Below are 25858 nucleotides of genomic sequence, written 5' to 3'. Positions count from 1 at the left end.
GAAGCTGTTCCGATCGAAAGACGCAGTGGAGGGCCCGCTCGCATTCTCACAGAAGCGAAAGCCCAACTGGACCGGAGAGTAGGGCGTCGCGCCGCGCCACGCTGCTTCTTTTTCCGGTTCCCCTTCCCGCTCGGGAAGGGGTTAGGGGTTAGGTCGCCGGAATCTTATGCAAGAACTCTGGCTACTGCACGACGCAATCGCATCGCTGCTAGTCGGCGCGTCGATGGCGGCCTTCCCCCCAATCGGCACAGGAGCCTTCTGGACGATCGTCGCATTCTACGGCGTAGTCTCAATCCTCTTCGACGACGAAACCCCGCGCGGCGTCCCCGGCATGGATTATTTCTACGCCACCCGCCCCCATCTGAAAGACCCGCAGAGCTAGCGAAGAACTCGATTGAATGTGAAACCCGCCGTGGGTTTCAGCAGGGGTGACCCCTGCACCCAGTGTAAAAATCAATATAAGACTTCGTCGCTGTTTAGAAATTGGTAAAGTGAGGGCTCATTGAATGTCCACCGGTCCCGAGGTTGCGATTTTCAACTTCCAATTCGCGATCTCTGGATACTGACTCGTGTTCAATTGATTCGTGAAGGTGATCAGGCGCGCAGTGTCGGGGCCGTGGGCGTCCTCGGCGCGTTGGCGAAGGTAGTAGGGCGGGATGCTTTGATAGTACATCGTCGCCTGCACCGCGACGGCGTTCGTCGCGATCGGTATTTCGTAGCGGACCATGCTGCAGCCGCATCCATTTTTGTAGCTGGGGTCGTTGCCCGTACCTACCGGGGCGGTGATGCCGGCGTTGGGACCGTTGAAAGATCTTCCCGTCGGTTGGATGCGATTGTCCTTAACCTTGTGATCTAGATTTAGAAAGCTGGTCGTCAGCAGGCCTTGAGGATCGGTGGCCAGCTCTTCGTAGATCTCGACCTGGCTGTCGCTGGTGATCGGATTGTCAGTCCAGAAGTGAGGTTGATAGGTCTGTTGCGACGTGCTGAAAAACTCGGTCGTTAGCGGATTGCCCGCGTTGTCCACGATGACGCCGTCGGAGTTGGTATTGCCCGAAGCCCACAGCACGTTTCCGTCGGCGTCGAGCACCTGGAAATTCAGAAAGGCGCGCCGAAAACTCACTCCAGAGGGAAAGTTGTGTCCCGCGAGATTCTGCACTTGCACATCAGCTTGCAGCACGCCGCTCATTTTGGTTGCGGACACGATCGTGACCTCGGCGGTGGTGGTCTGAGCCTGTGTCACCGCCTCCGCTACCGCAGTCTTCTGGCTCAAGATCTGCTTGGCCAAAGGACCCGGCAGGTTGGGATCGAATTTGAAAAGCCCAAGCTCGGCGCGGAACTGATCGAACATCTCGAGCGCGAACAGATTGATCCCGAGCAGTTGATGACGCCGATAGGGCGTGCGCGCTTCCAGGATCAGATCGGCGTCGGGCAGGCGCGTCGACGGGCCGTGCTCCGGCACCGCGGGGAACGTACTATCTTCGATATTCGCGATTTTGAATTGCAGCGGATTGCCCTGGTAGCTGTCGGGCATGTGGCACTGCTGGCATGGAATCGTAATAAAGCCGCTGTTCAGCCATTCGAAGAAGGTGGTTTGCTCGTACTCGGATTTCGGCTCGCCATTTTCAATCACGCGATTGCCGTTAGCGTCGAATACCGGCAGCAGGATCGTGTGGCACGACGCGCACAGGCTGGCATTCTGTACCTGGGTACCTTCCTTGGGTGTGATGCCCTCAGCGTTCTGCATCGGTAGCGGGATAACGCTGTCGCCGCTCTTCGCGCCAGTGGGATCAGTTTCCGATGGGAACGGTCCGTAAACTTCGCTCGCGGGGCCAACCTTGAAGAGGCCGGTGTCGGTCGACGGGTCAGCAAGTTTGTCATCGGTCATGTGATGGCAGACCGCGCATGAGACCCCGTCACGCGCGAGCGCGCCGTACTTCGAATTGGGATCCTGCAGCATGGCTCGCGTGAGCAAAGTGTTTGGCGCGTTCCCCTTGTCGATATGAAACTGACGCTGGCCCATCACTCCGTGGCATCGAAGACAGAAGTCTTGCACGAAAGCTGCGCCGTCGGCGTGACCGGCCAGGTGCCCGTGCACCGTCGACTCGGTGTCGAGCTGCGCGAAGAAGATCGGATCGCGTCCCGCCAGGCCCATCATCGAGTACCGCCATTCGCCGTACTGCGACAGGTTCGTCGGTGTCGGGCTCTGGGCGCCAAAGATCATGTTCGGGGTGAAGCCGGCGAGCGTGCCGGTCGCGTCGTGACAACTCGCGCATTGATCGGAGGTCAGAAATTCCTCGGGGCCGCCGGCGGACTTCGCAGCCGGGACCACGTGATCGAATGCTTGCGAGACCATGCAAGGCGCTTTGACCTGCGACAAAGATCTGAGATCGGCGAAGACCGAATTCGGTACGCGATTGACGAACATCGGAGCTTGCTCGGCTTCCAACGTCTCCAGCGACTTCCGCGACGAGATGTTATGCATGTCGTCGATCATCGCCGACGCATCCGCGAGCGCCCCAGCCGCTCCAACGCTCGGCGGATTCAGGTACGCGGTGCTCGAATAGGTTCCCGAATTGGCGATCGCCGATGCGTGGCAGTTCAGGCAGTACAATCCCGCGCCGTTGAACAGGACTTGCGGCTCGGCACATCCGCCGCCTGGCGACGGCGTCGGAGTAGCGTTCGGATTCCGCGGTGTGGGATTCAAAAGATCGGCCCAGTACCATCCATCCCACGACAGATTCCGAGTCTTTGACCATTACGGTCCATTCGAACAATGGGCCACTCAGGTCATGAAACTGCTCCTTTACGACGATCGCGCCGTCTGGCACCGGCCCGACGCGGTTTTTGACGGTGATCCAGTCGAACAGCGACGGCGAGTACCAAACCCTGACGAACGGATGAACTCCGTCGCTGGTGCGCACTTGAGCGTCGTGCTGCCAATTCTGTCTCTGATAGCAGAGGTTGTTCATGAACGGAGTCAGACGAACCAGAAAATCCGAATCCGCGGCGGGCGGCAGCGGCGCGCACGGGCCAGCGTTCTCCGACGGTGCCGAACTGCCTCCATTGCCGCACGCGCCCAGGATCGTAATCGCGAGACATATGGCGCCCAACTGTGTGAGCGCCAGGAACTCGCGGCGGCTGATTCGTGGCATGGTCAAAAAGGTTCACCGCAGGATGCTTGGAAAGAGGGGGCGGGTCAATTGGTGTTCTGCCGAGACACCATCAGTCATCTACACAAAATTGTCGCGGACGGAACAAAAGTTTCACGAATTCTGGATGCTTTCGTTTGACTTAGGGCATGCACGAGATTTCACGCGGTTATGCTACGATACGCAGCATAGGTGATGGCATGCCGATGAATTCTGTGATTCCTTCTCCGATTTTTGAGACCCTCAGAGACTCCGAGGATACCCTGCGGACCACGCTCGCCGAGCTGGCCCAAGATAAACGCAAGCAGAGGCCGAATATTTCGGAGCGCAAGCTCGCCGAGTATCTGGCCGATCAGATGGGCTATCGCGGCGCCAAAAACGTCGAAGCGCTGGTAGCCTCGCGCGAGCGAATCGCGAAGTCCCGCCTGGCCGTTGGATTAAGCAAGTAACGCTGCTAGCGCCCGAGGTGGCGGCCGAAGAACGCTTCGATTCGTTTCCAACTGTCTTCGGCGGCCTCGGGATTATAATCGGCCTTCATCGGGCCGATTTTTCCTATCCATGGCAGAAAACCGCTGTTGCGGCTCATGAAGCTGTGGCCCGCCTCCTCGTAGATTTTGACGTCGTGATCGACGCCCATCTCGGTGAGCAGCTTTTCTAGCCGGCGTCCCTGCGCCGCGAATAGCCGATCCTGGCCGCCGTAGCCGCCGAGCACGGGGCATACGCCGCACAACTGCTCGACGGTCTTGGGGACTTCGCCGTAGAACGTCGCAGCGACGCCAATTGGAGCGCGCGCCGCGAACATCAGCGCGAAACCACCGCCCATGCAAAAGCCGATGACCCCGATGCGCGCCGAATCGACCCCGGGCTGCTGCTGCAGAAACTTGCGCGCCGCGTCGAGGTCGTGGAATGCGTCGCCGTCGCCGCGATTCAGCGTCATGAGTGTGCGCGCAATACAGATGAGGCGCGCACCGGCGCGATCGTAGAGGTCGGGCGCGAGTGCGGCGTAGCCAAGGTCGGCAACCATCCCTGTGATTCGCCGGATGTCGTCGTTGAGCCCGAAGATTTCGTGGATAACGATAACGCCGGGACGTTTCTGCGAGCCAGCCGGCGCGGCGTATGCCGCGCGCATCGGGCGCCCGTCGTGCGCCGGGAAGGTAATATCAGTGGTGGTCATCGAGTAGCATCATCGTACGGCTGTACATTCCCGGCAACCTAACCCTAACCTCTTCCCGAGCGGGAAGGGGAACCGGACGTTGGGAGAAGAGCGCCGCTCTCCCCGTCTAACCTGAGAGCGAAATGTCGTCCTCGTCATTTCGCGATTTTCTTTTTCACTGGGTGCAGGGGTCACCCCTGCCGAAGGAAGCATGAAACCCACCGCGGGTCTCATATTAGATTAGGGTTTCTTCTTACCGCCTTTCTTCACCGCGCGATTTTTCGAGCGTGGCCCCGAGCCATAGTCCCCGAATGGATCATCGCGTTCGCGGACTGCCTGCCGAAAGCCTGCCGCTTGCGCGCGTGCGACGAAATCGAGGCCTTCCTGCGTGTGCCGCGCGATTCCGTCGAACAGCGAGCCGACCAGCCGCGACGTGGCCAGGCCCATGTTCTCCGCGGTGTGATTGCACAACAGCTTGAGCATCTGGAGTTGATTCGTCGGGACTTGCGCCATCCGCTCGGCGAGTCCTGTTGTGCGCGCGTCGAGCTCGGCGTCGGGCACCGTCTCGAGGATCAGCCCGATGCGGGCGGCTTCGACGGCTGGTATTTCGTCGCCGGTCAGCAGGTAGCGCTTGGCGTGTTCGAGGCCCATCCGATAGACCCACATCGCGGTGGTCGGCGTACCCCATACGCGTGACGGTGGATAGCCGAACGACGCGGACTCGGCCGCGATTATCAAGTCGGCGCACAGCACCATGTCGGTGCCGCCGCCGATACACCATCCGTGCACGGCGGCGATGGTCGGTTTCCGCGCGTACCAGAGTTTCATGTACACGTTGACGTATTGCGAGATCATGCCGTAGTCGGCGACCGAGTCCCACACGCGCTTGCGCGAAGCTTCACCGGCTTGCGCGCGCGTCGAGCCTTCGAGTGCGTAGCCCGCGCAGAATGCAGGTCCTTCGGCGCGCAGCAGGATGACGTGCACGTCATGGTCGGCGTCAGCGCGATCGATCGCGTCGGCAAGTTCGTCGCGCAGGTCGGGCGTGATCGTGTTGTACTCGGCAGCGCGCGTGAGCGTGATGATCCCAACGCCGTTGCGAGTCTCAGTGCTCAGCGTCTTCATGGGAATCGCATATAGCACAATCCGGTTCCCTCCCACGTTCGTTCTGATTCCCTCGCCCCACCAGGGGAGAGGGTTAGGGTGAGGGACGTTGTGCGGCGCGATCGTCTGCTGCGCCGCACATCCTGAACCACGCGCGAGACTGAAGAATTTTGGTCCTCCACCCGCCGCACGCGGACGCGCGTCGGCCTCCCCCCACAACGGGGTAGGCGAGGATTCGAAGTCCCTCGCTTTCGCGCTGGATGACGGAAACTACGCGGCTTTGACTTTTTTCTGTACCGGCGGGGTCGTTTCGCTCATCCGGCGCGTCACTTCCTCGTCGCTCATCGTCCAGATGCGATCGTCGTGCGGGAAATCCATCAGCGGTTTCGATGGATCCGGTTTCGGCTGCGCAATCGTGCCGCCCTTCGATTCGAACGACGCAGGATGCTTGTACTTCTCGACTTCCGCCGCGCTGATTCCGGCGAGCGCCTGCACCTCGGGATCGATCCACGCCTCGGCATCGATCGAGCCGCCTTCGGAGGTCGAGAACTCGAGCATGATTCCCTCGGGCGCCGCCAGGTAGATCGATTTGCAGAAACCGTGATCGAGCGGGCCCATCACCCAATGCCCGTGCGCGCGCACGCGATCGCGAATCGCCATCAGGTCCGCGTAGCTGTCGACGTTGAGCGCCAGATGCTGCATCGCGCCGGCCGCGACGTTCTGCGTGGTGTGGCCGGCGTGCGAGACGCCTTTGATCGGCTGAATCTTTGCAACATCGGGATGCTGCACGAAGGCGATCGACGAGCTGCCGCTCAACTTCATGAAGCCGTGGAAGGTGTTGTCCACGCCGTGCATCCAGTAGAGCGCGACCAGTTCCATTCCGACGACCTGCGAGAAGTAATCGATCTGCCTCTTGATGTCCTTGGTGCAGAGAGCGAGATGATGAACTCCGTTGGCCAAACCCATGATGCCGACCTCCACGTGATGAATACCTCTCTTCTGCCACAACGAGCGCGTGAAGGGAACGGTTCGAATACCTCGCCAGGTTCTGCGATTCAAGCAAAACGTTAATCCTGCGTTTGATCTTTTCTTTGTGTCATCCCGAGCGTAGTCGAGGGACCCCGGATCTTTCTGAATGCCTGCCGACGCACCCCAACCATGGAGCGATCGAAGTGCGCGCCTTAGAAGGTCGCGACGTTTCGTAGTATGCAAACAGGAGAGCGGCAAAGACATCACTCGACGCGTGGTTGGGGGGCCTCTTCCGGCGTCGAGAAAGATCCGGGGTCCCTCGGCTACGCTCGGGATGACACAAAGAAGGAATCAGCCGATGATCTTGTTCAGCGGGAACTCGACGATTCCCACCGCGCCTGCCTCGAGCAGTTTCGGGAACAGCTCGCGCACCGTCTGCTCTGCGATCACCGTCTCGACCGCCAGCCATTCGACGCCCTTCAGCGCCTTCGACGCGTAGAGAGGCGAGATTGTCGGCGCCGTGATCGACGGCAGCAGCGCGATCACTTTCTCGAGATTCGCTTTCGCGACGTTCATCTTGATGCCGACGCGATTCTCCGCGTCGAGCGCGCCTCGAATCAGGATGCCGAGCTGGCGAATTTTCGCCTGCTTCCAGGGGTCTGTCCACGCCGCCGGATTGGCGACCAGCACCGGATTCGAGACGAGCAATTCCTCGACGATGCGCAATCCGTTGGCGCGCAGCGACGAGCCGGTCTCGGTCACGTCGATCGCGGCGTCGATGATGCCTTCGGCGACCTTGGCCTCGGTCGCGCCCCATGAAAATTCAACTTCCGCTTTGACCTTGCGCTCGGAAAGGATTCGCTTGACGAACTGCACGAGCTCGGTTGCGATTCGCTTGCCCTGCAAATCCTCGAGCCGCTTGACCGGAGAGTCGTTGCGCACGCAGAGCACCCATCGCGACGGCGTCAGTGTTGCCTTTGCATAGACGAAGCTCTCGACCTGGTGGAGCGTCACATTGTTCTCGACGATCCAATCGCTGCCGGTGATGCCAGCGTCGAGCGATCCGTCCGCGATGTACCGCGGCATCTCCTGCGGCCGCAGGATACGGCAGCTAAGCGTCGCGTCGTCGGTGGTCGGTATATAAGAGCGCGAGCCAACCGTGATGCGCCAACCCGATTTGCGCATCAGCTCGAGCGTCTGCTCTTCGAGGCTTCCTTTCGGAATGCCGAATTTCAAAACCTGGTCAGCCATATTCGATCAGCCGGCCGACTTTTTCGACTGGTGCCCGTAGTTGGGGCCGTACTTGGCGGGATCGACTTTGCGCTGATCGACGATTTTCCACGCGCCGGCGTCGAGCTTGCGGAAGAAGCACGACTCGTAGCCCTCATGGCATGCGGCCCCGTCGCCACGCTGCTCGACGGCGATCACGAGCGCGTCGGCGTCGCAGTCGATGCGAATCTCGTGCACGATTTGAAAATTGCCCGACTCTTCGCCCTTGCGCCACAGCTTGTTGCGCGAGCGAGAGAAATAGCACGCGCGGCCGGTGGCAACCGTCTCGTCGAAAGCTTCGCGATTCATGTAGGCAACGGTCAGCACGCGGTGACTCAAGTGATCGACGGCGATCGCGGCGACGACGCCGCCGTTTTTGTCGAAATCAATTGCCGCCGATCCTTGAGAGGCTGATTGTGCCTGCGTTGCCATTACTTTTCCCAAATTCGATTGCGCACTAAAATAAATATAACGCTTGCGAATCAAGCAGTATCGGTCAAACCCCGGTGCGATTCAATGTGGTACGTTACACGCCTTACGTCCGCCTGTTCTAAAATAGTGACAATGCGAGTACATTACGGAGCCGATGTCAGGCGAGTTGCCGACCGCATCCGCCCCTCACGATTAAATATGCATCCTCTTTCACCGCGACGATTGGCGAAACTTTCTATTGTGGCGATCGCGCTCGCCGGATCGGCGATCGCGTGCCATATTCCCGGCAAATCGATCGCGTCGAACTACAAGAACGTCGATCAGTTCAACTTCGACGTCGCACAGGGGCCGAAGAATTACCATATAGAAGGCTACCTGACGCGCAGCGCCGAGCTGGGTAAGCGGCCCGGACTGCTGGTGCTCAACGGCGGCGAAGGCAACGTCGATCGATGCGTGCAGATGAGTCAGGGAATCGCCGCGATGGGAATCCAGGTCGCCTGCGTCAGCATTCCCGGTTACGGCAATTCCTCCGGGCCGAGCCGCTTCGTGGGGCAGCCGTCGGTGCTGGCGTCGCGCAAGGCGCTGGACATTCTCGCGGGGCGCACCGACGTCGATTCGTCGCGGCTCGCAGTGTGGGGACTGGGGCACGGCGCAGTCGCCGCAGGATTGCTGATGGACTACGACTCGCGCCCGCGCGCTCTGATCCTGGAATCAGGATGCTACGATCCGCTGACGCTGTGGCCTGAAGCGCCGCTGCGCACCAAGCTGTCCATTCTGCGCGAAGTGTGGCCGAGCAAGCGGATACTGAAGGAGCGCAGCGTGATCGCGCATCTGCCGGCGCGGCTCGAATGCAGCGTGCTGATCATGCACGGCCAACAGGACAATCGGATGCCGGTGCGACAGGCAGTCAAGCTCGCCGATGAGTTGCGGGCGCGTGGCGCGAAAGTCGAGACCTTCTACTTCCCGCAGGCATCGCACGATCTCGGCAAGCGCGTCGAGCCCGAACTCCGCGCCTTTCTGCGCGACAATCTGCTCGGTACGACCAGCGCCGCCGCGTCGTAAGAACATCGTGTCATCCCGAGCGTAGCCGAGGGACCCCGGATCTTTCTCGACGCTGGCCCACGCACCTCCAACCACGCCTCAACCGAGGTGCCCGCTGCTGGAGCACTGTGACCCCCCTCTCGGTGACGATCGCTTTGTGGTGAGGGTGCACTAACCAACGCCGCAAAAGATCCGGGGTCCCTCGGCTACGCTCGGGATAACACAAAGAAACGGGATGACACAAAAATAAGACGCCGGGGCGAGACGGCGCGACTACGCGATCTCTTTGAGCGCCTCGAGCACTTCTTCGGTGTGGCCGTTGACCTTGACCTTCGGGAACACGCGACGCACGACACCCGCCTTGTCGATTACGAACGTCGTGCGCTCGATACCCATGAACTCGCGTCCGTAGAGCGACTTCATCTTATATACGCCGTAGAGCTTGCAGACCTTGTTGCCGGGATCGGCGAGCAGCGGGAAGTTGAGGTCGTGCTTGGCGATGAACTTGCCGTGCGAGTCGGTCGAGTCGCCGCTGATGCCGACGACTTTCGCGCCGAGCTTTTTAAGTGGCGCGATACTGTCGCGAAAGCTGCACGCCTCGATCGTGCATCCGGGCGTCATGTCCTTCGGGTAGAAATACAGCACGAGATTGTTCGCTCCGATGAGCTCCTTGAGCGCGACGCTTTTTCCGTCGGCGTCGAGCAGCTCAAAGGCCGGCGCCTTCTTTCCTTCGAGCGCGGCGCTGGCGCTTTTTGGAGTCGCGGTTGCGGGCTTCTTCGTGATTTTCGGGCCAAGTTTTTTGGATGTTGGCATTGGATTGATTTAGTCGCGCTCGACGTTTGTAGCAACTTGGAAATTTCAAGAATTCACGAAACCCTCATTTTACAAGGGTTTCGCGGACCCTAGTTGACGAGGTGCCAGCCACCCCTTAGACTTTGCGGGCTGACAGTCCTCAATTGATCGTGCCCGCGTTCCTATGGCCGTTTACACCGAGTTAAGCAAACCGTTTCTCAAGGAGTTGGCGGACGACTACGGCCTTGGCCGCGTCAGCAGCGCCACCGGCATTCCCGAAGGCTCGGTCAACACCAACTACGTGCTCGAAGCGGCCAAGGGCAAATTCCTGCTGCGGGTGGACGAGGTCAAGGGCGAGAACGAGCTGAAGCGCGAGATCGACCTGCTGTCGTTTCTGCGCAAGCATGCGTTCCCGTGCCCGCATCCGATGCAGGATCGGATGGGCCGCTTCTACCGCAACTTCAACAACCGCTGCGTGTCGCTGTTCAAGTACCAGGAAGGCAAGGTGCTGGTGCCCGCGCGCATGAAGCCGAGCCAGCTCGAGACCATTGGCCACGCACTCGGCGACCTGCACGTGATCGGCAAGGCTTACAAAAAGGGCATCGACAACCGCTTCAGCTTCGAGCGAATCGCCGACCTGTACCTGACTGTGCGCAACCGGCTGCCGAACTATTTCCGCAAGATCTGCCGCACGCTCGACGACGAAGTCGAGTACTTGACGCGATATCTGGAAGGCAAGCTGCCCAAGGGCGTGATTCACGGCGACATTTTTTCGGACAACCTGCTGTTCCGCGGCGAGAAGCTGACGGCGATGCTCGATTTCGACGCCGCCTGCCGCGGCAAGTTCATTTTCGATATCGCGACCGCGGTCAACGCGCTGTGCTTCGTCGATGGCGCGTACTCGCTTGACCGCTTCCGCTACCTGCTGTCGGGCTACGAGTCGGTGCGGACGCTGTCGCTGGCGGAATGGGACGCGTTTCCCAACGAGCTGCGGTTTTCGTCGCTGCGTTTCACGGTGACGCGGCTGCATGACTTCTTTCTGGCCCCGGTCGACGGCAAGCATCGCGTAGACAAGGACTTCCGCGAGTTCTTCGAACGCCTGCGAGTGCTGCGCCGCGAGCGCGAAGGCGGAATGGAACCGCTGTTGATGGCGATGGCGACGGGATACGACTACCGCAAATACCAGAAGGTCAAAGCCACCGAGCGCCGACAGGCCTGAAGCGCCGGCTGATCCACGAATCCGCGGGGCGATGCGTTGCCTTCAATCCTCGACAGCCTGAACGCCGCCGCGCCCGCGTTATGGCTCGAAGTATCGCCGCCGCGCGGAATCAATCCGGCGCCGCTGCTACGGCGTCTCGGCGAGCTCGCCGGACAGGTTGACGCGATCAACCTCACTGACAACGCGCTCGGCAAAGTAAAAATGTCGGGGCTGGTTTTCGGCGCGGCAATCAAGGAGCGGCTGAAGATTCCGGTAGTGCTCAACGTCTCGTGCCGCGACCGCAACCGCTTCGCGCTGAAATCGGATCTGCTGGGCGCCGCTGCAATTGGAATCGACGCAGTCGTCGCGCTCAACGGCGATAAGATTCCGCCCGGCGCCGACGGCAACGTAGTCGTCTCGCACGATATCGATGCATACGGATTGCTGGCGATGGTCGCGGCCTTGAATCGCGGCGATACCGGCGAGGGCAAAGCGTTGCTGAAGGCGATTCCGTCGATTGTCGCGGGATCGGTCGCGAATCCGAACCGAAAAAATATCGAGCGCGAGTTCGAACTGCTCGAGCGCAAGGCCGCCGCGGGTGCGTGCTTCGTGATCACGCAGCCCGTATTCGACGCCGAGTCCGGGCGGCGCTTCGTCGCGAAGGCGAACAGCCTGGGCATCAGGACGATGCTCGGAATCCTGCCGGTCAAGCGCGAGGCGATGGCCAATTACCTGATAGACCGCGTAAAGGACCTGAGCGGAGCGCGGAGCCATCTGGACAGATTCGCCGGGATGAGCGAAGAAGAGGTGCGTGCGATGTCGCTCCGCGAGAACCTGGCACTGATGAAGTCGTTGGCTCCCGACGCCGCCGGGTTCATCATCATGAGCGGTGGCGGTCCGTCACTCGCGATCGAGCTGGCACTTCAGTTCAGCCGGTGGCGCAAGGAGATCGGTAAATGAACCGAACGCAGGCAAATGGTTCACGAGCCAAAGTTGGCGTGGACAAGAATGGTGCGTCGAGTGACGCCAAGGTCGAAGATGCGGTGCGCGTCATCCTGCGGCATATCGGCGAAGATCCGGATCGTGAAGGACTCGAGCGCACGCCCATGCGCGTCGCCAAGGCTTACGAGTTCCTGACCAGCGGCTACGCCAAGGACCCGAAGAAAGAGATCAACGGCGCGCTATTCTCGGAGCAAGACTACCAGGAAATGATCCTGTGCAGGGATTTGGACTTTTACTCTTTGTGCGAGCATCACCTGCTGCCGTTCATGGGCAAGGCGCACGTCGCGTACCTGCCTAATCGTAAGATCGTCGGAATCTCGAAACTGGCGCGGATGGTCGAGATCTACGCGCGGCGTTTGCAGGTGCAGGAGCGGCTGACGACGCAAATCGCGCAGACGCTGATGTCGGAGATCGATCCGCTCGGCGTCGCAGTAGTGCTCGAGGCCGAGCATCTGTGCATGCGGATGCGCGGAGTCGAGAAGCAGAATTCGTTTGTCACGACGTCGGCGATGCTGGGCGTATTCCGCACCAACACGGAAACGCGCCAGGAGTTCATGCAACTACTGCGCAACGGAAAGCCGTAACGCGTCGCGAGTTTCGCTTTTTTCTTTGAAAAGAGGCCTTGTCTAAGCGGCTTTTTAGGCGAAAGTGTTTCACGTGAAACGTCCTTTAGTTCAGGAGAACAAAACGCGAATTGAGATATGCACTCTCAGAATCTTGAATCGCGCGCCAAAAAACGCGCGCTGAATAAGGACCCTCACCTTCGATCCTCTCCCTTTCAGGGAGAGGGGAAGAAGTAAAATGACGCAGGAAAGCTGATGGCGGCTGATGACGCATCGCTCGACGCGCTTGGGGAGTATGCGCTTCGGTTTGTTAAGCCGGGGCATACGATTGGGCTGGGGACGGGGCGGGCGGCCAGTGCGTTCATTCGGGCCCTGGGAGCGAGCGGGATCGACGTTCGCGGCGTGCCTACTTCCACCCCGGCCGAGGAGTTGGGGAGGTCCGTGGGCATTCCGATCGTCACGCTCGCCGAGGCGGGGAAAATCGACACTGACTTCGATGGGGCGGACGAGGTCGATCCGCGGTTCAATCTGATCAAAGGCTATGGCGGCGCGCTGGTGCGCGAGAAAATCGTGGCGGCGTCGTCGCGGCGGTTCGTCGTGCTGATCGGTTACGAGAAGCTCGTCAAGAAATTGGGGGACCGCGGGAGTATGCCGGTCGAAGTGGTGCCGTTTGGAGAGCCGCTCGTGAGCGCGAAGATCAAAGCGATGGGGATGAAGCCGCGCGTTCGCGAAAACGGCGGGCGGCAGTTCGTCACCGACAACGGGAACTTGATTCTCGATTGCGCGGTGAAGAAGATTGCGAATCCGGCGCGGCTGGATCGCGAACTGCTGGCGATTCCAGGCGTCGTCGGCACGGGGTTGTTCATTGCGATGGCGGACGTCGTGCTGGTGGCGGAAGCATCGGGGAAGATTCGGGCGCTGAAGCGCTAAATTTTGCGACGGCATCAGAGCGAAGGACCGCTGCGCGATTTCAGAACCGGAACCGGCTTCGCTAGCGCGAAGCTGTCCGGAGGCCAGAAGCCATTTCCTGCCGCTCGCGATGCTCGCTTCGTCAGGATGACAAATGACAGCACAACAACAGGCGTGCGCCGACCTTGAAGAAATCTATCGCGCCGCGGTCGCGGCGGTCGATCCGGCGCTGCTCGTTGGTCGAGCGATGGACGGGCAATGCCCCGCGTCGGAGCAGGTTCCCGATTTAATCGCGGGCGCGAGGCGAATTTTGCTGCTGGCGGTCGGCAAAGCTGCGGCCGGGATGGCGCATGAGATCGAGCGCCGAATCGGTGACCGGCTGGCCGACGCGCTCGCGGTTATCACGCGGGATCAGCGGACGGCCTGTTCGGCGATGTTGTCGCCGGGCTCGAAGATTCGCGTGGTCGCGTCGGCGCATCCGGTGCCCGACGAATCGTCGGAGCAGGCCGCGCACCTGGCGTGCGAGATGCTGCATGGGACGACGGCGGATGACCTGGTGATCGTCGCGCTGAGCGGGGGTGCGTCGGCGATGTTCACGCGGCCGGCCGAGGGACTCACGCTTGAAGACAAGATCGCGGTGAACCAGGCGCTGCTCAAGGCCGGTGCGTCGATTCGCGAGCTCAATATCGTGCGCAAGCATCTGTCGGCCGTGAAGGGCGGACGCCTGCTGCACCATTGCGGGGCCGCGCGCGTGCTCGGCCTGATTATTTCCGACGTGCCGGGCAATGATTTGGCGACGATTGGCTCGGGGCTGACCGTGGGCGATTGGAGCAGCTTCGGCGACGCCGTCTCGGTGCTCAAACGGCGCAACGTGTGGGGGCGCGCGCCCGAGGCGGTGCGATCGTATCTGGAGCGCGCGGTCGCGGGCGAAGTTGGCGCGATGGTAAAGACCGGCGATCCGATCCTCGAACGCGTTACCAACGTGATCATTGGCGACAGCAATCTGGCTCTGGAAGGCGCCGAGCGCGCTGCGAGTGGACTCGGGTATCATCCGCAGCGATGGAAAGCGCTGCATGGCGAGGCCAACGACGCGGGCCGCGCACTCGCCGAATATATGTGCGCAATTACGCATGAGCGGGTCTGCATCATCGCGGGTGGCGAGCCGGTCGTGACGGTGCGCGGAGGCGGCAAGGGCGGACGCGCGCAGCAGTGCGCACTCGCGATGGGAATCGAGCTGTCGCAAATCGGGCGGGGTCGGCGGATCGCGGCGCTGGTCGCGGGCACCGACGGAATCGACGGGCCTACGGACGCGGCGGGCGCGTTCGCATCGCCGGATACAGTCGCAGACGGCGAGGGCGCGGGAGTCAGCGCCGCGACCGCATTGACGCGCAACGACTCGTACAATTTTTACAAGACGTCGGGCGGCCTGTTCGTCACGGGGCCGACCGGGACCAACGTCAGCGACGTCTTCTTCGGGCTGGTAAATTACTGAGCGATTGGTCGTTGAATGTCCTGATCCAGTGCCCTCTCCTTATCCGAGGAGAGGGTTAGGGAGAGGTGCAACGAGCGACAGCATCGCCATTTTTGGTTTTCGGAATCGAGTAATGGTCAGTTGCGACGTCTGATGTTGCACTCTCCCAGCGCCACCTTCGGTTGGCGCCGGCCTCTCCTCGGACAAGGAGGGGCTAAGAGGGAAAAGCGTCACGCAAATTTGGAATCGTGAAGAAGAAAGTAAAATCGACAGCTTCGCGGAAGAGCGGGCGCACGACTGCGGCCGCTTGTCGCGCAGTGACGTTGATTCCCGGTGACGGTGTCGGGCCGGAAGTGGTGGGCGCGGCGCTGGCGGTGCTCGAGGCGACCGGAATCAAGATCGAATGGGATCGGCAGGCGGCGGGGATGAGCGCGTTTCGGCGCTTCGGAACTCCGGTGCCCGACGCGCTTATCGAATCGCTCAAACGCACGCGGGTCGCGCTCAAGGGGCCGCTCGAGACACGCGTCGCCGAAGGATGGCGCTCGATCAACGTGCATCTGCGGCGCACGTTCGACCTTTACGCCAACGTGCGCCCGACCATGAACTTTGACGGAGTGCATACGCCGTTCAACAACGTGGATCTGATCGTGGTGCGCGAAAATACCGAAGATCTGTATTCCGGGATCGAGCACGAGATCGCGCCGGGCGTGGTCGAGAGTATCAAGGTGATCACGGCGCGCGCGTCGCGGCGAATCGCGAAGTTCGCGTTCGAGTATGCGCGGACGCATCGGCGGAAATCCGTCACGGCGATTCACAAAGCCAATATAATGAAGCTCTCGGACGGACTCTTTCTGAAGTGCGCGCGCGCGGTGTCGGAGAGCTACAAGTCGATTCGGTACCAGGAGCAAATCGTCGATGCGGCTTGCATGCGGCTGGTGACGCAGCCCGAGTCGTTCGACGTGCTGTTGCTGGAAAATCTCTACGGCGATATCGTGTCGGACCTGTGCGCCGGGCTGGTCGGAGGACTCGGGCTCGTGCCGGGCGCGAACTACGGCGACAAGGGCGCGATATTCGAGGCGGTGCACGGAACGGCGCCGGATATCGCGGGCAAGGGCGTCGCCAATCCGATTGCGATGATCCTGTCGAGTGCGATGATGCTCGACTACCTGGGGATTCCTGCGGTCGGCGACAAGATTCGCGCGGCGACAGCGTCGGTGCTGAGGGCGGGCAAAGTGCTGACGCGCGATGTAGGCGGGAAAGCGTCAACGAGCGAGGTGACGGCGGCGATCGTGCGGGCGGTGTCGCGGGGATGAGGGAAGGGTAAATCACTCAATCAAATGTGAAACCCGCCGTGGGTTTCACACTTCCTTGGGCAGGGGTGACCCCTGCATCCAGTGAAAAATGCTAATCGCGAAATGTCGAGGACGACATTTCGCTCTCAGGTTCATGGGAGGGCGCGACCTCTCATCGCAGTTGTCCCCTTCCATCGAGGTAAGAGGTTACTCCCAACAATCCGGTCCCCCTTCCCGCGCGGGAAGGGGTTAGGGGTTAGGTTCTTCGCGCGCGTGCGCGCGATTCCGGCCGCGATCGACCCTTTCGCCAGATCTATCTGTCAGATAATAGTCAGCCGTATGGCGAAGCCGCTCACTTCTCAGGACGTTGCCGCGCGGGTTCCGCCGGGACAGATTCTCACCGACAAATTTCCCGTTCTGACCTACGGTCTTACACCGCGGTTCGATCCGAAGACGTGGGATTTCAAAGTTGTGGGCCTGGTCGAGAAGGGGCTTCGATTTTCGTACGAGGAATTTCGTGCGCTGACGCAGTCGCGCGAGGTTGCCGACTTTCATTGCGTGACGACCTGGTCGCGGCTCGACAACGCGTGGGAAGGCGTTCGCGTTGCGGACCTGATGAAGCTGGTGAAGCTCAGTGCCGAAGCGCGTCACGCAATCGTTCATTGCGATGGCGATTACACGACGAACCTGCCGCTGAACGAGTTTCTCGATGACGACGTCATGCTGGCGCATCGGCATGACGGGCGCGATCTCGAGCCGGAGCACGGGTTTCCGCTGCGGCTGATCGTGCCGAAGCTGTACGGATGGAAGAGCGCCAAGTGGGTGCGCGCGATCGAGTTCTCCGACATCGACCGGCGCGGATTCTGGGAAGTTCGCGGCTATCACAACCACGCCGATCCGTGGACCGAGGAGCGCTACTCGTTCCAGGAAGATCCAGAAGACTGATTTGGCCTCGACTCTGAACCGTCAAAAGAGCCTGGCGCGATTTCGCGATGAAGAATTCGATCTCGCGGTAATCGGCGCGGGTATCAATGGCGCGGCGGTCGCGCGCGACGCGTCGATGCGCGGGCTGAAGGTTGCGCTGATCGACCGCGGCGATTTCGCGGGCGCGACCTCGTCGCGGTCGTCGAAGCTGATTCACGGCGGCTTCCGCTATCTTCCGCAGGGGCAGTTCAAACTCGTGTACGAAGCATTGCGCGAGCGCGAGCGTCTGCGGCATCGCACGGCGCCCCACCTGGTGCATCCGATTCAGTTTCTGTTTCCCGTTTATCGCAAGCGCGGTTTCAATCGTTTCACGATGGCGATGGGGCTCACGCTGTACGACCTGTTGGCGCGGATGCCGTTCAAGGAGTGGCACTCGAGTCTGAATGCGTCCGAGGTGCGCGAGACCGAGCCGGCGCTCAGCCGCGAAGGCTTGACCGGCGGCGCGATGTACTTCGACGCGTGGGCCGATGATGCGCGCGTCACGTTCGAAAACGTGCTCGACGCGGATCTGCACGGTGCCGCGGTTGCGAACTACGCCGCGGTCGAGAGTTTCAGCGTCGCCGGCGGCCAGATCGCGTCGGCGAGCGTGCGGGATTTGCTCGGCGGCATTAGCTGTGAAATTCGCGCGAAGAAATTTTTGAATGCGGCCGGGCCGTGGGTGGACGACATTCGGCGGATGGATGATCCGGCAACGACGCCGTGCGTGCGATTGACCAAGGGCGTGCACCTGGTGTTCGCGCGGACGGTTCTGCCAGTGCGCGAGTCAATCGTGCTGGCCGACGAGCATGGACGAAACGTGTTTGTCATGCCGCACGACCGCTACGTGCTGGTCGGCACGACTGACACCGACTTCGCGGGCGATCCCGCGAGCGTCAGAACGGAAATTGGCGACGTCGAATATTTGCTCGCGGTGCTGGCCGAGAGTCTGCCGGGAATCAAGCTGACGAGTGCCGACGTGGCGACGAGCTTTGCGGGACTGCGCGCTCTCATCAGGGAAGGGAAAGAAGCGCCGTCGTCGGTGCCGCGCGAGGAAGTGATACTCGAGAGCGCGTCGGGGCTGATCACGGTCGCGGGCGGCAAGTTCACGACGCATCGCGAGATTGCACAGAAGGTGGTTGATCGGGTGATGAGGGCGCTCGGACGTGCGTCGGGAGTTTGTCCAACGCTCTCGACTCCGCTTCCCGGCGCGCGTGCGTTGGCAGACGGCGACAGTTCGGGCAGCAGCGCCGCGATGCGAAGTATTCCGGCCTCATCGGCGGAAATTCTGAAGGCGCGTTACGGAACGCGCGCGCCGATTGTCGCGCGGATAGCGGCGCGGCGGCCGGAGCTGGCGGAGCCCCTGTCGCGGAACTGTCCGGCGATTGGCGCGGAGGTCGTGAACGCAGTTGGCAGCGAGATGACGCATTCGGTCGGCGACTTTCTGATTAGGCGCACCTCGCTGTCGTGGCGCTCGCCGGTCGAGGCGGAGGCGGCGGCGTCTAGCGTGGCGCGAATCATGGCGGCGGAGCTCGGGTGGGATCGCGCGCGCGAAGACGCCGAAGTCGCGAGCTTCACGCACGAGCAACTGAGCCGGCGCGTCGTCGTGTGAGGCGTCATGGCAGCGCGCGAATCACTCGCGGACATCAAGAAGCGCGCGGGCAGAGTCGCGCGCGGGCTTGCGAAACTATATCCCAAAGCGCGCATCAGTCTTGATTTCGAAACGCCGTGGCAATGCCTGGCGGCGACGATTCTCTCGGCGCAGTCCACCGACGCCGGCGTGAATCGCGTGACGCCGCAACTCTTCAAGGAATATCCCGTGCGCGCGCGATGGCTGCGGCGGATCCGCGGCGCGTCGAAGAATTAATCGTCAGGACGGGATTTTTTCGTCAGAAAACGCGCTCGCTGATGGGAGCGGCGCGGAAGATCGTCGAGGACTACGGCGGCGAGGTTCCATCGACGATGGAAGATTTGGTGAAAATCCCGGGCGTTGGGCGCAAGACCGCGAACGTGATTCTGGGGCACATCTTCGGTAAGCCGGGGTTCGTCGTCGATACGCACGTGCGGCGGCTGACGTATCGGCTCGGGTTCACGAAGAATACGGATCCCGCGAAGATTGAGATCGACATGCAGAAAATTCTGCCGGGGGAAGATTGGACGCCGTTCTCGATGCGGCTGATCCTGCACGGCCGGCAAATTTGCATCGCGAGGAAACCCCAGTGCGAGATTTGCGCGGTCGCGAGTGATTGCCCGCGACGAGGCGTAGGTAAGTCTCCTCGAAAGCCGATCCCTTCTAAATCCGGTCCCCCTTCCACCAGGGGAAGGGGTTAGGGGTTAGGTTCTTTGTCACCAGTCAGTCGGCGACATCTGTCGCGTTGGCGCGAGCGATGTTGCCCAACCATTCGGCGCTGGGTTTGATTGTGCGCGTCTGCGTTTCGCGATCCACCGCTACCAGGCCGAAGGTCGGGCGGTAGCCTGAGTTCCATTCGAAGTTGTCCAGCAGCGACCAATAGCAGTAGCCGCGAACGTCGATGCCGTCGCGGATGCATCGCGCGACGCCGTTCAGCGCGCGCCGCACATACTCGATGCGGCGATCGTCCTTGTCGGTGCCGATGCCGCTCTCGGTGACGATCACCGGTACCTTTGCGACTGCGCTCGCCTGTCGGATCGTTGCTTCGAGCGCTTCGGGCCAGAACTCGTAGTGCATCATCGTGGTCTCGACGCCTGCTTCAGGACGCAGGGTGCAGTCGGCGCTGATGCGGTTGCGGGTGTAGGTCTGGACGCCGATGAAGTCGTCGCCGCGCGCCGCTTCGTAGAAAATGTCCTGGCATTCTGCCTTGATGCGATCGCGACGAGCCTCGCCGCCAGGCACAGCCTGTAAATCGCCGAGCGCGAGGCAGATTCCGACTGGATATTTGCCTCGCGAGGATTTCAGCGCTGCGGCGGCGAGGCGATGCGCCTCGAGCATCACGTCGCGCGCCTTCATCTGATCGCACATCAAGTATGGTGCGAAGCGATTCGGATCTGCGCCAATGCGGCGCGCTGCCTCTGAGAGCCATTTTAGGCGGGACGGGTCGAGCTTCAGGGGTAGAGAGCCGACCAGATACTGATAGGCGCCGAGGTTGGCCTCGTTGATCGTGCATGCGACGCCGATCAGATCGCCGAGATGCGCGGCGGCGCGCTCGCAGTATCTTGCGAATAGCTCGGCGGTCTTCTTGGCTTCCCATCCGCCGTCGCCGGCGACCCATCGCGGCGAGGTAAAATGATGAAAGGTCACGACCGGCGTGACCTTGTGCTCATGACAGCAGGCGAGCACGCGGCGGTAGTGGTCGAGTGCGGCGCGCGAGAACTCGCCGGGCTCGGGCTCGACGCGGGCCCATTCGATCGAGAAGCGGTAGGCGTTGAAACCGAGCCGCGCGAGCATCGCAATGTCCTCGGCATAGCGATGGTACTGGTCGCAAGCGTCGCCCGAAGGCTCGACGAACGGCGAGCCGGGCGTGTGCTCAAGCACCCAGTAGTCGCAGTTGAGGTTGTTGCCTTCGACCTGGTGCGCGGCAGTGGCCGTTCCCCATAGAAACCCGTCAGGAAAAGTGAACCGATCGGTTGCCATCGCAGATGTACCTTCGCGAATGAAATCTTTCCGACGCTACAGCTAAATCGTGATTGCGCCAACCGACGTATTTGAACATCGCGCGCGAAATGTAATAATTTCCGTTCCACTAATCCCGTCCAGGGCGTCACTGCGAGCCCGTGAAATGTGAAAAGTGAAAATCCGAATCGAGGACATAACGGCGGATGCCAAGCAGTTGGTGTTTGCCGAGCCGGAGCAGGAAATTAACCGTATCCTGAGCGACGGACCGATCCGCGAATATCACCTGGAAGGGCCGGTCGATGTGTCGGTTTCGTTCTACCGCGCCGGGACCGAGCTCTTCTTCGAGGGCAAGCTGAAGACGCGGACCGGCGCCCTGTGTGCACGCTGCGCCGAGGATTTCGACGCGGCCGGCGATCGTCCGTTTCGCTTCGTGCTGTCGCCCAAGTCGATCGGATACGACGACGACACTCTTCGCGCCGAGGATTTGGAATTTTCGCTGTACGAGGGCGACGAGGTAGATCTGAGCCCGCTGATTCGCGAGCAAGTGCTGCTCGCATTGCCGACCCGTCCGCTGTGCCAGGAAGATTGCCGCGGCCTGTGTCCGCATTGCGGATTGAATCTGAATCGCGGCACGTGCGATTGCCGCGTGGAAATCGTCGATCCCCGGCTGGAAGCAATCCGGTCGCTTAAACTGCCGCGCACCTGATAAGCTCACCCTCAACATTAGGAAGTAATTCGTCATGCAAGCACCCAAACGCCGAAGTTCGCATTCGAAGAAAAACATGCGTCGCGCGCATGATGCGCTCCGCGCCGTGAATCCCGGCTCGTGCGCGTCGTGCGGCGAACCGGTGATGCCGCATCGCATCTGCCGCCATTGCGGCTCGTACCGCGGCCGCCAGCTCGCCGAGATAAAGGAATAGGGCGCGCGGAGTACGATCGTGAAAATCGCGCTCGACGCGATGGGGGGTGATCTCGCCCCCAAGGCGACCGTTGAGGGCGCCGTCCAGGCCGCCCGCGACTTCGGTATCGAGGTCGTGATGGTGGGCGACGGCGAGATTCTCGCCCATGAGCTCGCCGACCACGACGCCGCCAACCTGCCGATCCGAATCGAACACGCGCCCGAGGTCGTCCTGATGGACGACTCGCCGCTCGAATCCGTGCTGTCGAAGCCCCGCTCGTCGATTCATGTCGGGCTCGATCTTGTAAAGCGCGGCGATGCGAGTGCCTTTGTCAGCGCCGGGAATTCCGGCGCCGTGATGACGGCGTCGATGATGATTCTCGGCAATCTCACCTACGTCGATCGGCCCGCGATCGCGTCGCTGGTGCCGACCAGCGAAGGATTCAGCCTGCTGATCGACGCGGGTGCAAATGTCGATGTGAAGCCCATCAACCTCGTGCAATTCGCCGTGATGGGCAGCGTGTACTGGCGGCACGTGCGCAACGTTTCACGCCCGCGCGTCGGGATTCTGTCCAACGGCGAGGAAAGTTCGAAAGGCAACGACAACACGCGCGCCGCGGCCGCGATGCTCGAGCAGATGCCGACTTACGTGCACTACATCGGGTACGTCGAGGGCCGCGACATCAACCGCGCGAAGGCGGACGTGGTCGTCACCGACGGCTTCACGGGCAACGTCGCGCTCAAGACGATGGAAGGATTCTCGTCGTTCCTGCTCGGCAGTCTGCGCGGGGTGTTCGGCGGAAGTTGGCGTACGCGGCTGGCCTACCTGCTGGTTCGCAAGAATCTCGCCGCGATGCGCGACCGGCTCGACCCGTCGGAATACGGCGGCGCACCGCTGCTGGGCGTCAGCGGCGTGTCGATCATCGCGCACGGTTCGTCGAATCCGAAGGCGATTCGAAGTGCGATTCGGGCCGCCGCGAACGAGCAACTCGTGCATCACGTCAACGCCGAGATTCTGGAGATTCTCGGAAAGATTCAACCCGTCGGGCCGATCAAACCGGCCGCCGGCAAAGGGATCCGCGCGTTGTTCGGCAAAATGCGCGAACGTTTGCACCGTCGCGAGAAGGAAGGCGAGGCGGCCAGGCACGACGACTCGCCTCCAGGGGCGAGCGGTACAGGCTCGTTGAGCGAGCCGTCTCCGCACAGCGCCGACCATCACGTCGATCCGAAAATTGAACGTGCCAACTACGAATCGACCCACTCGAGTTCGCGCGGCAGCGGCTCACTCAGGAATGAAGTGCGGGTCGAGACAGCGGACGGAGCCGCGGCGCCGGCGTCGACGAACGGCGCCGACAAATCGCACAAGCCGGGTGAGTTGCATACGCAGGGTGAGCCGGACGAGGGAGCGCATTCGCCCGATCGGCCAAAGAGCGATTCGTGAGGCGCCGGCGATAGATGAAGTTGGCGTTTCTTTTTCCAGGGCAGGGATCGCAACGCGTCGGGATGGGCAAGGAGTTCGCGGACAACTTCCCGGTCGCTCGCGATACATTCAGGGAAGCCGACGACGCGCTCGGGCTTTCGCTATCGAAATTATGTTTCGAAGGCCCGGAAGATGACCTCCGGCTGACGACCAACACTCAACCTGCGCTCGTGACGGCTTCGATTGCCGCACTGCGCATCTACGCAAAGGAAGTCGGCGGCGAGCCGGAAATCGCGGCGGGGCATAGTCTCGGCGAATACAGCGCGCTGGTCGCGGCCGGCGCGCTCGAGTTTGCCGACGCCCTGCGCGCAGTGCGTGAACGCGGGCGCCTGATGCAGCAAGCCGTCCCAATGGGGCAGGGCGCGATGGCGGCGCTGATAGGCCTCGAACTTCAACAAGTGCATGAGATTTGCGAAGAAGTCACCCGCGACAGCAAACTCGCCGTACCCGCCAATCTCAACGCGCCCGGACAGATCGTGATCGCGGGACATGCGGAGCCGGTCCGCCGCGCGCTCGAGATCGCCAAGGAGCGGGGCGCGTCGATGTCGGTCGAGTTGAAGGTCAGCGCGCCGTTTCATTGCCCGCTGATGCAGCCGGCGCGCGATGGGATGGAACCGGTATTGCGCGCACTCAAAGTCGGCCGGTTCAAGTTCGGCGTGATCGCCAACGTCACAGCGGAAGTGAATCGCGATCCCGCACGCGTGGTGCCGTTGCTGCTCGACCAGATCACCGCGCCGGTGCGATGGGAAGAGTCGATGGGAGTCGTGGCCCGCAGCGGCATCACCGACGCGATCGAATTCGGCTGCGGCCGCGTGCTGATGGGCATGATGCGCCGGACGTATCGCACGATCCGCGTCCGCCCGCTTGAGGATCTCGCGTCGTTGAAGGCGATTTCCGAGCCGGCTCCAAGCGCCAAATCGTGAGCGACGCCTTGCGTCCGCTCCTTTCAGTCCTTATGCTCCCCTGATAATTTAATCCCGCCCCTCTCGCCCGTTACCTCTGGTCTTCGTGGCAGTGGGATAATGTTAGAATATTGATTGGCGGCCTAACCACGGCTCGCTGCCAGGAGGAACTAGAGCACGATGGCTCAAGACATCGAAACCAAGGTTCGCGAGAAGATCAGCGAGCAACTGGGCGTGGCCGCCGACGAAGTAACTCCGGAGGCCTCGTTCATCGAGGATCTCGGCGCGGACTCACTGGACATCGTCGAGCTGGTGATGGCGCTGGAAGAGGAATTCAACATCGAAATCTCCGACGAAGACGCCGAGAAAATCCGCACCGTCAAGGACGTCGTCACCTACATCGAGGCTCACAAGAGCTGAAATCGCACGACACAGAATCCGCCCGTCATAAGTCGCCGGGCCCGCGGAACAAACGGAACTAGACCATGCGGTGCCCATTCTGCCGCCATCGTGGAAACCGCGTGGTCGATTCAAGGCTCTCGAACGACGCCACGTTGATTCGACGCCGTCGCGCGTGCTCGGCATGTAAGCGGCGCTTTACCACCTACGAACGAGTCGAAGAAGCGGCTCCGATGGTTGTCAAAAAAGACGGCCGCCGCGAGCCGTTCGATCGCGCCAAGATAGTTGCAGGCCTCAAGCGCGCCTGCGAAAAGCGGCCGGTCTCGATGGAAACGATCGACCGGATCGCCAGCAGCATCGAGACCACGATGGCCGAGCAGAGCGATCGCGAGGTCGCCAGCAACGCGATCGGCGCGGCGGTGATGAACGAGCTGCACAAAATCGACCAGGTCGCGTACGTGCGATTCGCGTCGGTCTATCGCTCGTTCAAAGACATCGACGAGTTCATGCACGAGCTGGAAGACCTCATCAATCAGCGCAAGCAAGCGCCCGCGTCGCGCGCATCCGGTGCAAAAAAAGGCGACGTCGGCTCCTGATTCTGGCGCGGTTCGCGACCAGCGCTTCATGCGCGAGGCGCTCGCACTGGCGCAGGACCGGCTCGGGCTCACAACTCCGAATCCATCCGTAGGATGTGTAATCGTGCGCGGCGACGCGGTCGTCGGGCGTGGCGTTACCGGGGTCGGCGGGCGTCCGCATGGCGAAGCGCAGGCGCTCGCCGATGCGGGCGCGCTCGCGCGAGGCGCGACCGCGTACGTCTCATTCGAGCCGTGCGCACATTTCGGGAAGACGCCGCCGTGCGCCAACGCGCTGGTTGAGGCAGGCGTCAAGCGCGTGGTGATCGGATGCGTGGATCCAGATCTACGCGTCCGCGGGCGCGGAATCGCGATCCTCAAGCACGCGAAGATCGACGTCACAACCGGAGTGCTCGAAGCAGAAGCGTTACGGCTGAACGAAGGCTTCATCACGCGGGTGACGCATGGGCGGCCGATGGGAATCCTCAAGCTGGCGATGTCGCTGGACGGGCGAATCGCGGCGGCCAGCGGCGATTCGCGATGGATCAGTTCGCGCGAAGCGCGCGAACTGGTGCATCGATGGCGTCGCGAATGCGACGCCATAATGGTCGGCGCGGGCACTGTGATAGCAGATAACCCGCGCCTGACGTGTCGAGTCGCCGGCGGCCGCGATCCGGTGCGCGTCGTCGTCGACGCGCGCCTGCGCACGTCGCC

General features: G+C 61.6%; 29 protein-coding genes. 21 read left to right on the top strand and 8 right to left on the bottom strand.

The window, feature by feature from the left end; all coding sequences use genetic code 11:
- The first annotated feature begins 166 nt into the window (after window positions 1-166).
- Window positions 167-382, top strand: coding sequence for a hypothetical protein (locus VIW95_RS15725; protein WP_331588253.1), 216 nt, complete (start codon window positions 167-169; stop codon window positions 380-382).
- A gap of 117 nt (window positions 383-499) precedes the next feature.
- Here VIW95_RS15725 and VIW95_RS15720 read toward each other — a convergent pair whose 3' ends face one another.
- Window positions 500-2704 (bottom strand): hypothetical protein, encoded by a 2205-nt coding sequence (locus VIW95_RS15720; RefSeq protein WP_331588251.1) that lies wholly within the window; start codon window positions 2702-2704, stop codon window positions 500-502.
- 85 nt (window positions 2705-2789) lie between these two features.
- Here VIW95_RS15720 and VIW95_RS15715 point away from each other — a divergent pair, with 85 nt between their 5' ends.
- A complete protein-coding gene (locus VIW95_RS15715; protein WP_331588249.1) occupies window positions 2790-3290 on the top strand; it encodes a hypothetical protein in 501 nt (166 codons plus the stop codon).
- Between the two features lie 59 nt (window positions 3291-3349).
- Window positions 3350-3598, top strand: coding sequence for a hypothetical protein (locus VIW95_RS15710; protein WP_331588247.1), 249 nt, complete (start codon window positions 3350-3352; stop codon window positions 3596-3598).
- Between the two features lie 5 nt (window positions 3599-3603).
- Here VIW95_RS15710 and VIW95_RS15705 read toward each other — a convergent pair whose 3' ends face one another.
- From VIW95_RS15705 to hisI, 5 genes are all read right to left on the bottom strand, one after another.
- The gene (locus tag VIW95_RS15705) at window positions 3604-4323 is read right to left on the bottom strand and encodes a dienelactone hydrolase family protein (protein WP_331588245.1); all 720 of its coding nucleotides are present in this window, start codon (window positions 4321-4323) and stop codon (window positions 3604-3606) included.
- A 219-nt stretch (window positions 4324-4542) separates the two neighbouring features.
- Window positions 4543-5424, bottom strand: coding sequence for a crotonase/enoyl-CoA hydratase family protein (locus VIW95_RS15700; protein ID WP_331588243.1), 882 nt, complete (start codon window positions 5422-5424; stop codon window positions 4543-4545).
- Window positions 5425-5673: 249 nt separating this feature from the next.
- Complete coding sequence (locus VIW95_RS15695; protein ID WP_331588241.1) at window positions 5674-6369, bottom strand: VOC family protein; 696 nt, start codon at window positions 6367-6369, stop codon at window positions 5674-5676.
- 354 nt (window positions 6370-6723) lie between these two features.
- Complete coding sequence (gene hisG / locus VIW95_RS15690; protein WP_331588239.1) at window positions 6724-7623, bottom strand: ATP phosphoribosyltransferase; 900 nt, start codon at window positions 7621-7623, stop codon at window positions 6724-6726.
- Window positions 7624-7629: 6 nt separating this feature from the next.
- Window positions 7630-8073 carry a phosphoribosyl-AMP cyclohydrolase gene (hisI, locus tag VIW95_RS15685; RefSeq protein ID WP_331588236.1) on the bottom strand — a complete coding sequence of 148 codons (444 nt, stop codon included), beginning with the start codon at window positions 8071-8073 and terminating at the stop codon, window positions 7630-7632.
- A gap of 240 nt (window positions 8074-8313) precedes the next feature.
- Between hisI and VIW95_RS15680 the strand changes: the two genes are divergently transcribed.
- The gene (locus tag VIW95_RS15680) at window positions 8314-9135 is read left to right on the top strand and encodes an alpha/beta hydrolase family protein (protein ID WP_331588234.1); all 822 of its coding nucleotides are present in this window, start codon (window positions 8314-8316) and stop codon (window positions 9133-9135) included.
- A 252-nt stretch (window positions 9136-9387) separates the two neighbouring features.
- Here the strand turns inward: VIW95_RS15680 and bcp are convergent, their stop codons facing one another.
- On the bottom strand, window positions 9388-9927 hold the full coding sequence (gene bcp / locus VIW95_RS15675; protein ID WP_331588231.1) for a thioredoxin-dependent thiol peroxidase: 540 nt from the start codon (window positions 9925-9927) through the stop codon (window positions 9388-9390).
- A 163-nt stretch (window positions 9928-10090) separates the two neighbouring features.
- On the opposite strand from bcp, the gene VIW95_RS15670 reads away from it, so the two are divergent.
- The 10 genes from VIW95_RS15670 to VIW95_RS15625 all read left to right on the top strand — a co-directional run bounded on the left by VIW95_RS15670 (window position 10091) and on the right by VIW95_RS15625 (window position 19632).
- Window positions 10091-11125, top strand: a complete 1035-nt coding sequence (locus tag VIW95_RS15670) for a homoserine kinase (protein ID WP_331588228.1) — start codon at window positions 10091-10093, stop codon at window positions 11123-11125.
- A gap of 36 nt (window positions 11126-11161) precedes the next feature.
- Window positions 11162-12064: a methylenetetrahydrofolate reductase gene (locus tag VIW95_RS15665; RefSeq protein ID WP_331588226.1), complete on the top strand. Its 903-nt coding sequence runs from the start codon at window positions 11162-11164 to the stop codon at window positions 12062-12064.
- Window positions 12061-12690, top strand: coding sequence for a GTP cyclohydrolase I FolE (gene folE, locus VIW95_RS15660; RefSeq protein WP_331588224.1), 630 nt, complete (start codon window positions 12061-12063; stop codon window positions 12688-12690). Before VIW95_RS15665 ends, folE begins: the two co-directional genes overlap by 4 nt.
- Window positions 12691-12924: 234 nt before the next feature.
- The gene (gene rpiA, locus VIW95_RS15655; protein WP_331588222.1) at window positions 12925-13599 is read left to right on the top strand and encodes a ribose-5-phosphate isomerase RpiA; all 675 of its coding nucleotides are present in this window, start codon (window positions 12925-12927) and stop codon (window positions 13597-13599) included.
- A gap of 133 nt (window positions 13600-13732) precedes the next feature.
- On the top strand, window positions 13733-15070 hold the full coding sequence (locus tag VIW95_RS15650) for a glycerate kinase type-2 family protein (RefSeq protein WP_331588220.1): 1338 nt from the start codon (window positions 13733-13735) through the stop codon (window positions 15068-15070).
- A 227-nt stretch (window positions 15071-15297) separates the two neighbouring features.
- Window positions 15298-16362: an isocitrate/isopropylmalate dehydrogenase family protein gene (locus VIW95_RS15645; protein WP_331588218.1), complete on the top strand. Its 1065-nt coding sequence runs from the start codon at window positions 15298-15300 to the stop codon at window positions 16360-16362.
- Window positions 16363-16680: 318 nt separating this feature from the next.
- Window positions 16681-17286, top strand: coding sequence for a sulfite oxidase-like oxidoreductase (locus VIW95_RS15640; protein ID WP_331588215.1), 606 nt, complete (start codon window positions 16681-16683; stop codon window positions 17284-17286).
- A gap of 1 nt (window position 17287) precedes the next feature.
- Window positions 17288-18913, top strand: a complete 1626-nt coding sequence (locus tag VIW95_RS15635) for a glycerol-3-phosphate dehydrogenase/oxidase (protein WP_331588213.1) — start codon at window positions 17288-17290, stop codon at window positions 18911-18913.
- 6 nt (window positions 18914-18919) lie between these two features.
- Complete coding sequence (locus tag VIW95_RS15630) at window positions 18920-19168, top strand: hypothetical protein (protein WP_331588211.1); 249 nt, start codon at window positions 18920-18922, stop codon at window positions 19166-19168.
- Window positions 19132-19632, top strand: coding sequence for an endonuclease III (locus VIW95_RS15625; RefSeq protein ID WP_331588209.1), 501 nt, complete (start codon window positions 19132-19134; stop codon window positions 19630-19632). Before VIW95_RS15630 ends, VIW95_RS15625 begins: the two co-directional genes overlap by 37 nt.
- Before the next feature lie 22 nt (window positions 19633-19654).
- On the opposite strand, the gene VIW95_RS15620 is transcribed toward VIW95_RS15625, so the two are convergent.
- A complete protein-coding gene (locus VIW95_RS15620) occupies window positions 19655-20911 on the bottom strand; it encodes a glycoside hydrolase family 1 protein (RefSeq protein WP_331588207.1) in 1257 nt (418 codons plus the stop codon).
- A 154-nt stretch (window positions 20912-21065) separates the two neighbouring features.
- Between VIW95_RS15620 and VIW95_RS15615 the strand changes: the two genes are divergently transcribed.
- The 7 genes from VIW95_RS15615 to ribD all read left to right on the top strand — a co-directional run.
- Window positions 21066-21599 (top strand): DUF177 domain-containing protein, encoded by a 534-nt coding sequence (locus VIW95_RS15615; RefSeq protein WP_331588205.1) that lies wholly within the window; start codon window positions 21066-21068, stop codon window positions 21597-21599.
- 34 nt (window positions 21600-21633) lie between these two features.
- Window positions 21634-21813, top strand: a complete 180-nt coding sequence (rpmF, locus tag VIW95_RS15610) for a 50S ribosomal protein L32 (protein ID WP_331588203.1) — start codon at window positions 21634-21636, stop codon at window positions 21811-21813.
- Between the two features lie 18 nt (window positions 21814-21831).
- Window positions 21832-23232: a phosphate acyltransferase PlsX gene (plsX, locus tag VIW95_RS15605; protein ID WP_331588201.1), complete on the top strand. Its 1401-nt coding sequence runs from the start codon at window positions 21832-21834 to the stop codon at window positions 23230-23232.
- Between the two features lie 14 nt (window positions 23233-23246).
- Entirely contained in the window at window positions 23247-24194 is a 948-nt protein-coding gene (gene fabD, locus VIW95_RS15600) for an ACP S-malonyltransferase (protein WP_331588199.1), read from the top strand.
- Window positions 24195-24353: 159 nt separating this feature from the next.
- Window positions 24354-24593 (top strand): acyl carrier protein, encoded by a 240-nt coding sequence (gene acpP, locus VIW95_RS15595; RefSeq protein WP_324094984.1) that lies wholly within the window; start codon window positions 24354-24356, stop codon window positions 24591-24593.
- A 65-nt stretch (window positions 24594-24658) separates the two neighbouring features.
- On the top strand, window positions 24659-25168 hold the full coding sequence (nrdR, locus tag VIW95_RS15590) for a transcriptional regulator NrdR (protein WP_331588195.1): 510 nt from the start codon (window positions 24659-24661) through the stop codon (window positions 25166-25168).
- A partial coding sequence (gene ribD, locus VIW95_RS15585; protein ID WP_331588193.1) for a bifunctional diaminohydroxyphosphoribosylaminopyrimidine deaminase/5-amino-6-(5-phosphoribosylamino)uracil reductase RibD occupies window positions 25140-25858 on the top strand: 719 nt, incomplete at its 3' end. The genes nrdR and ribD, both read left to right, overlap by 29 nt.

It is taken from the genome of Binatus sp. (SeqCode), assembly GCF_036522015.1.
Taxonomy (GTDB): domain Bacteria; phylum Desulfobacterota; class Binatia; order Binatales; family Binataceae; genus Binatus.
The sequence above is the reverse complement of the archived record's forward strand: the minus strand, read 5'-3'. Positions and strand labels throughout refer to the sequence as shown.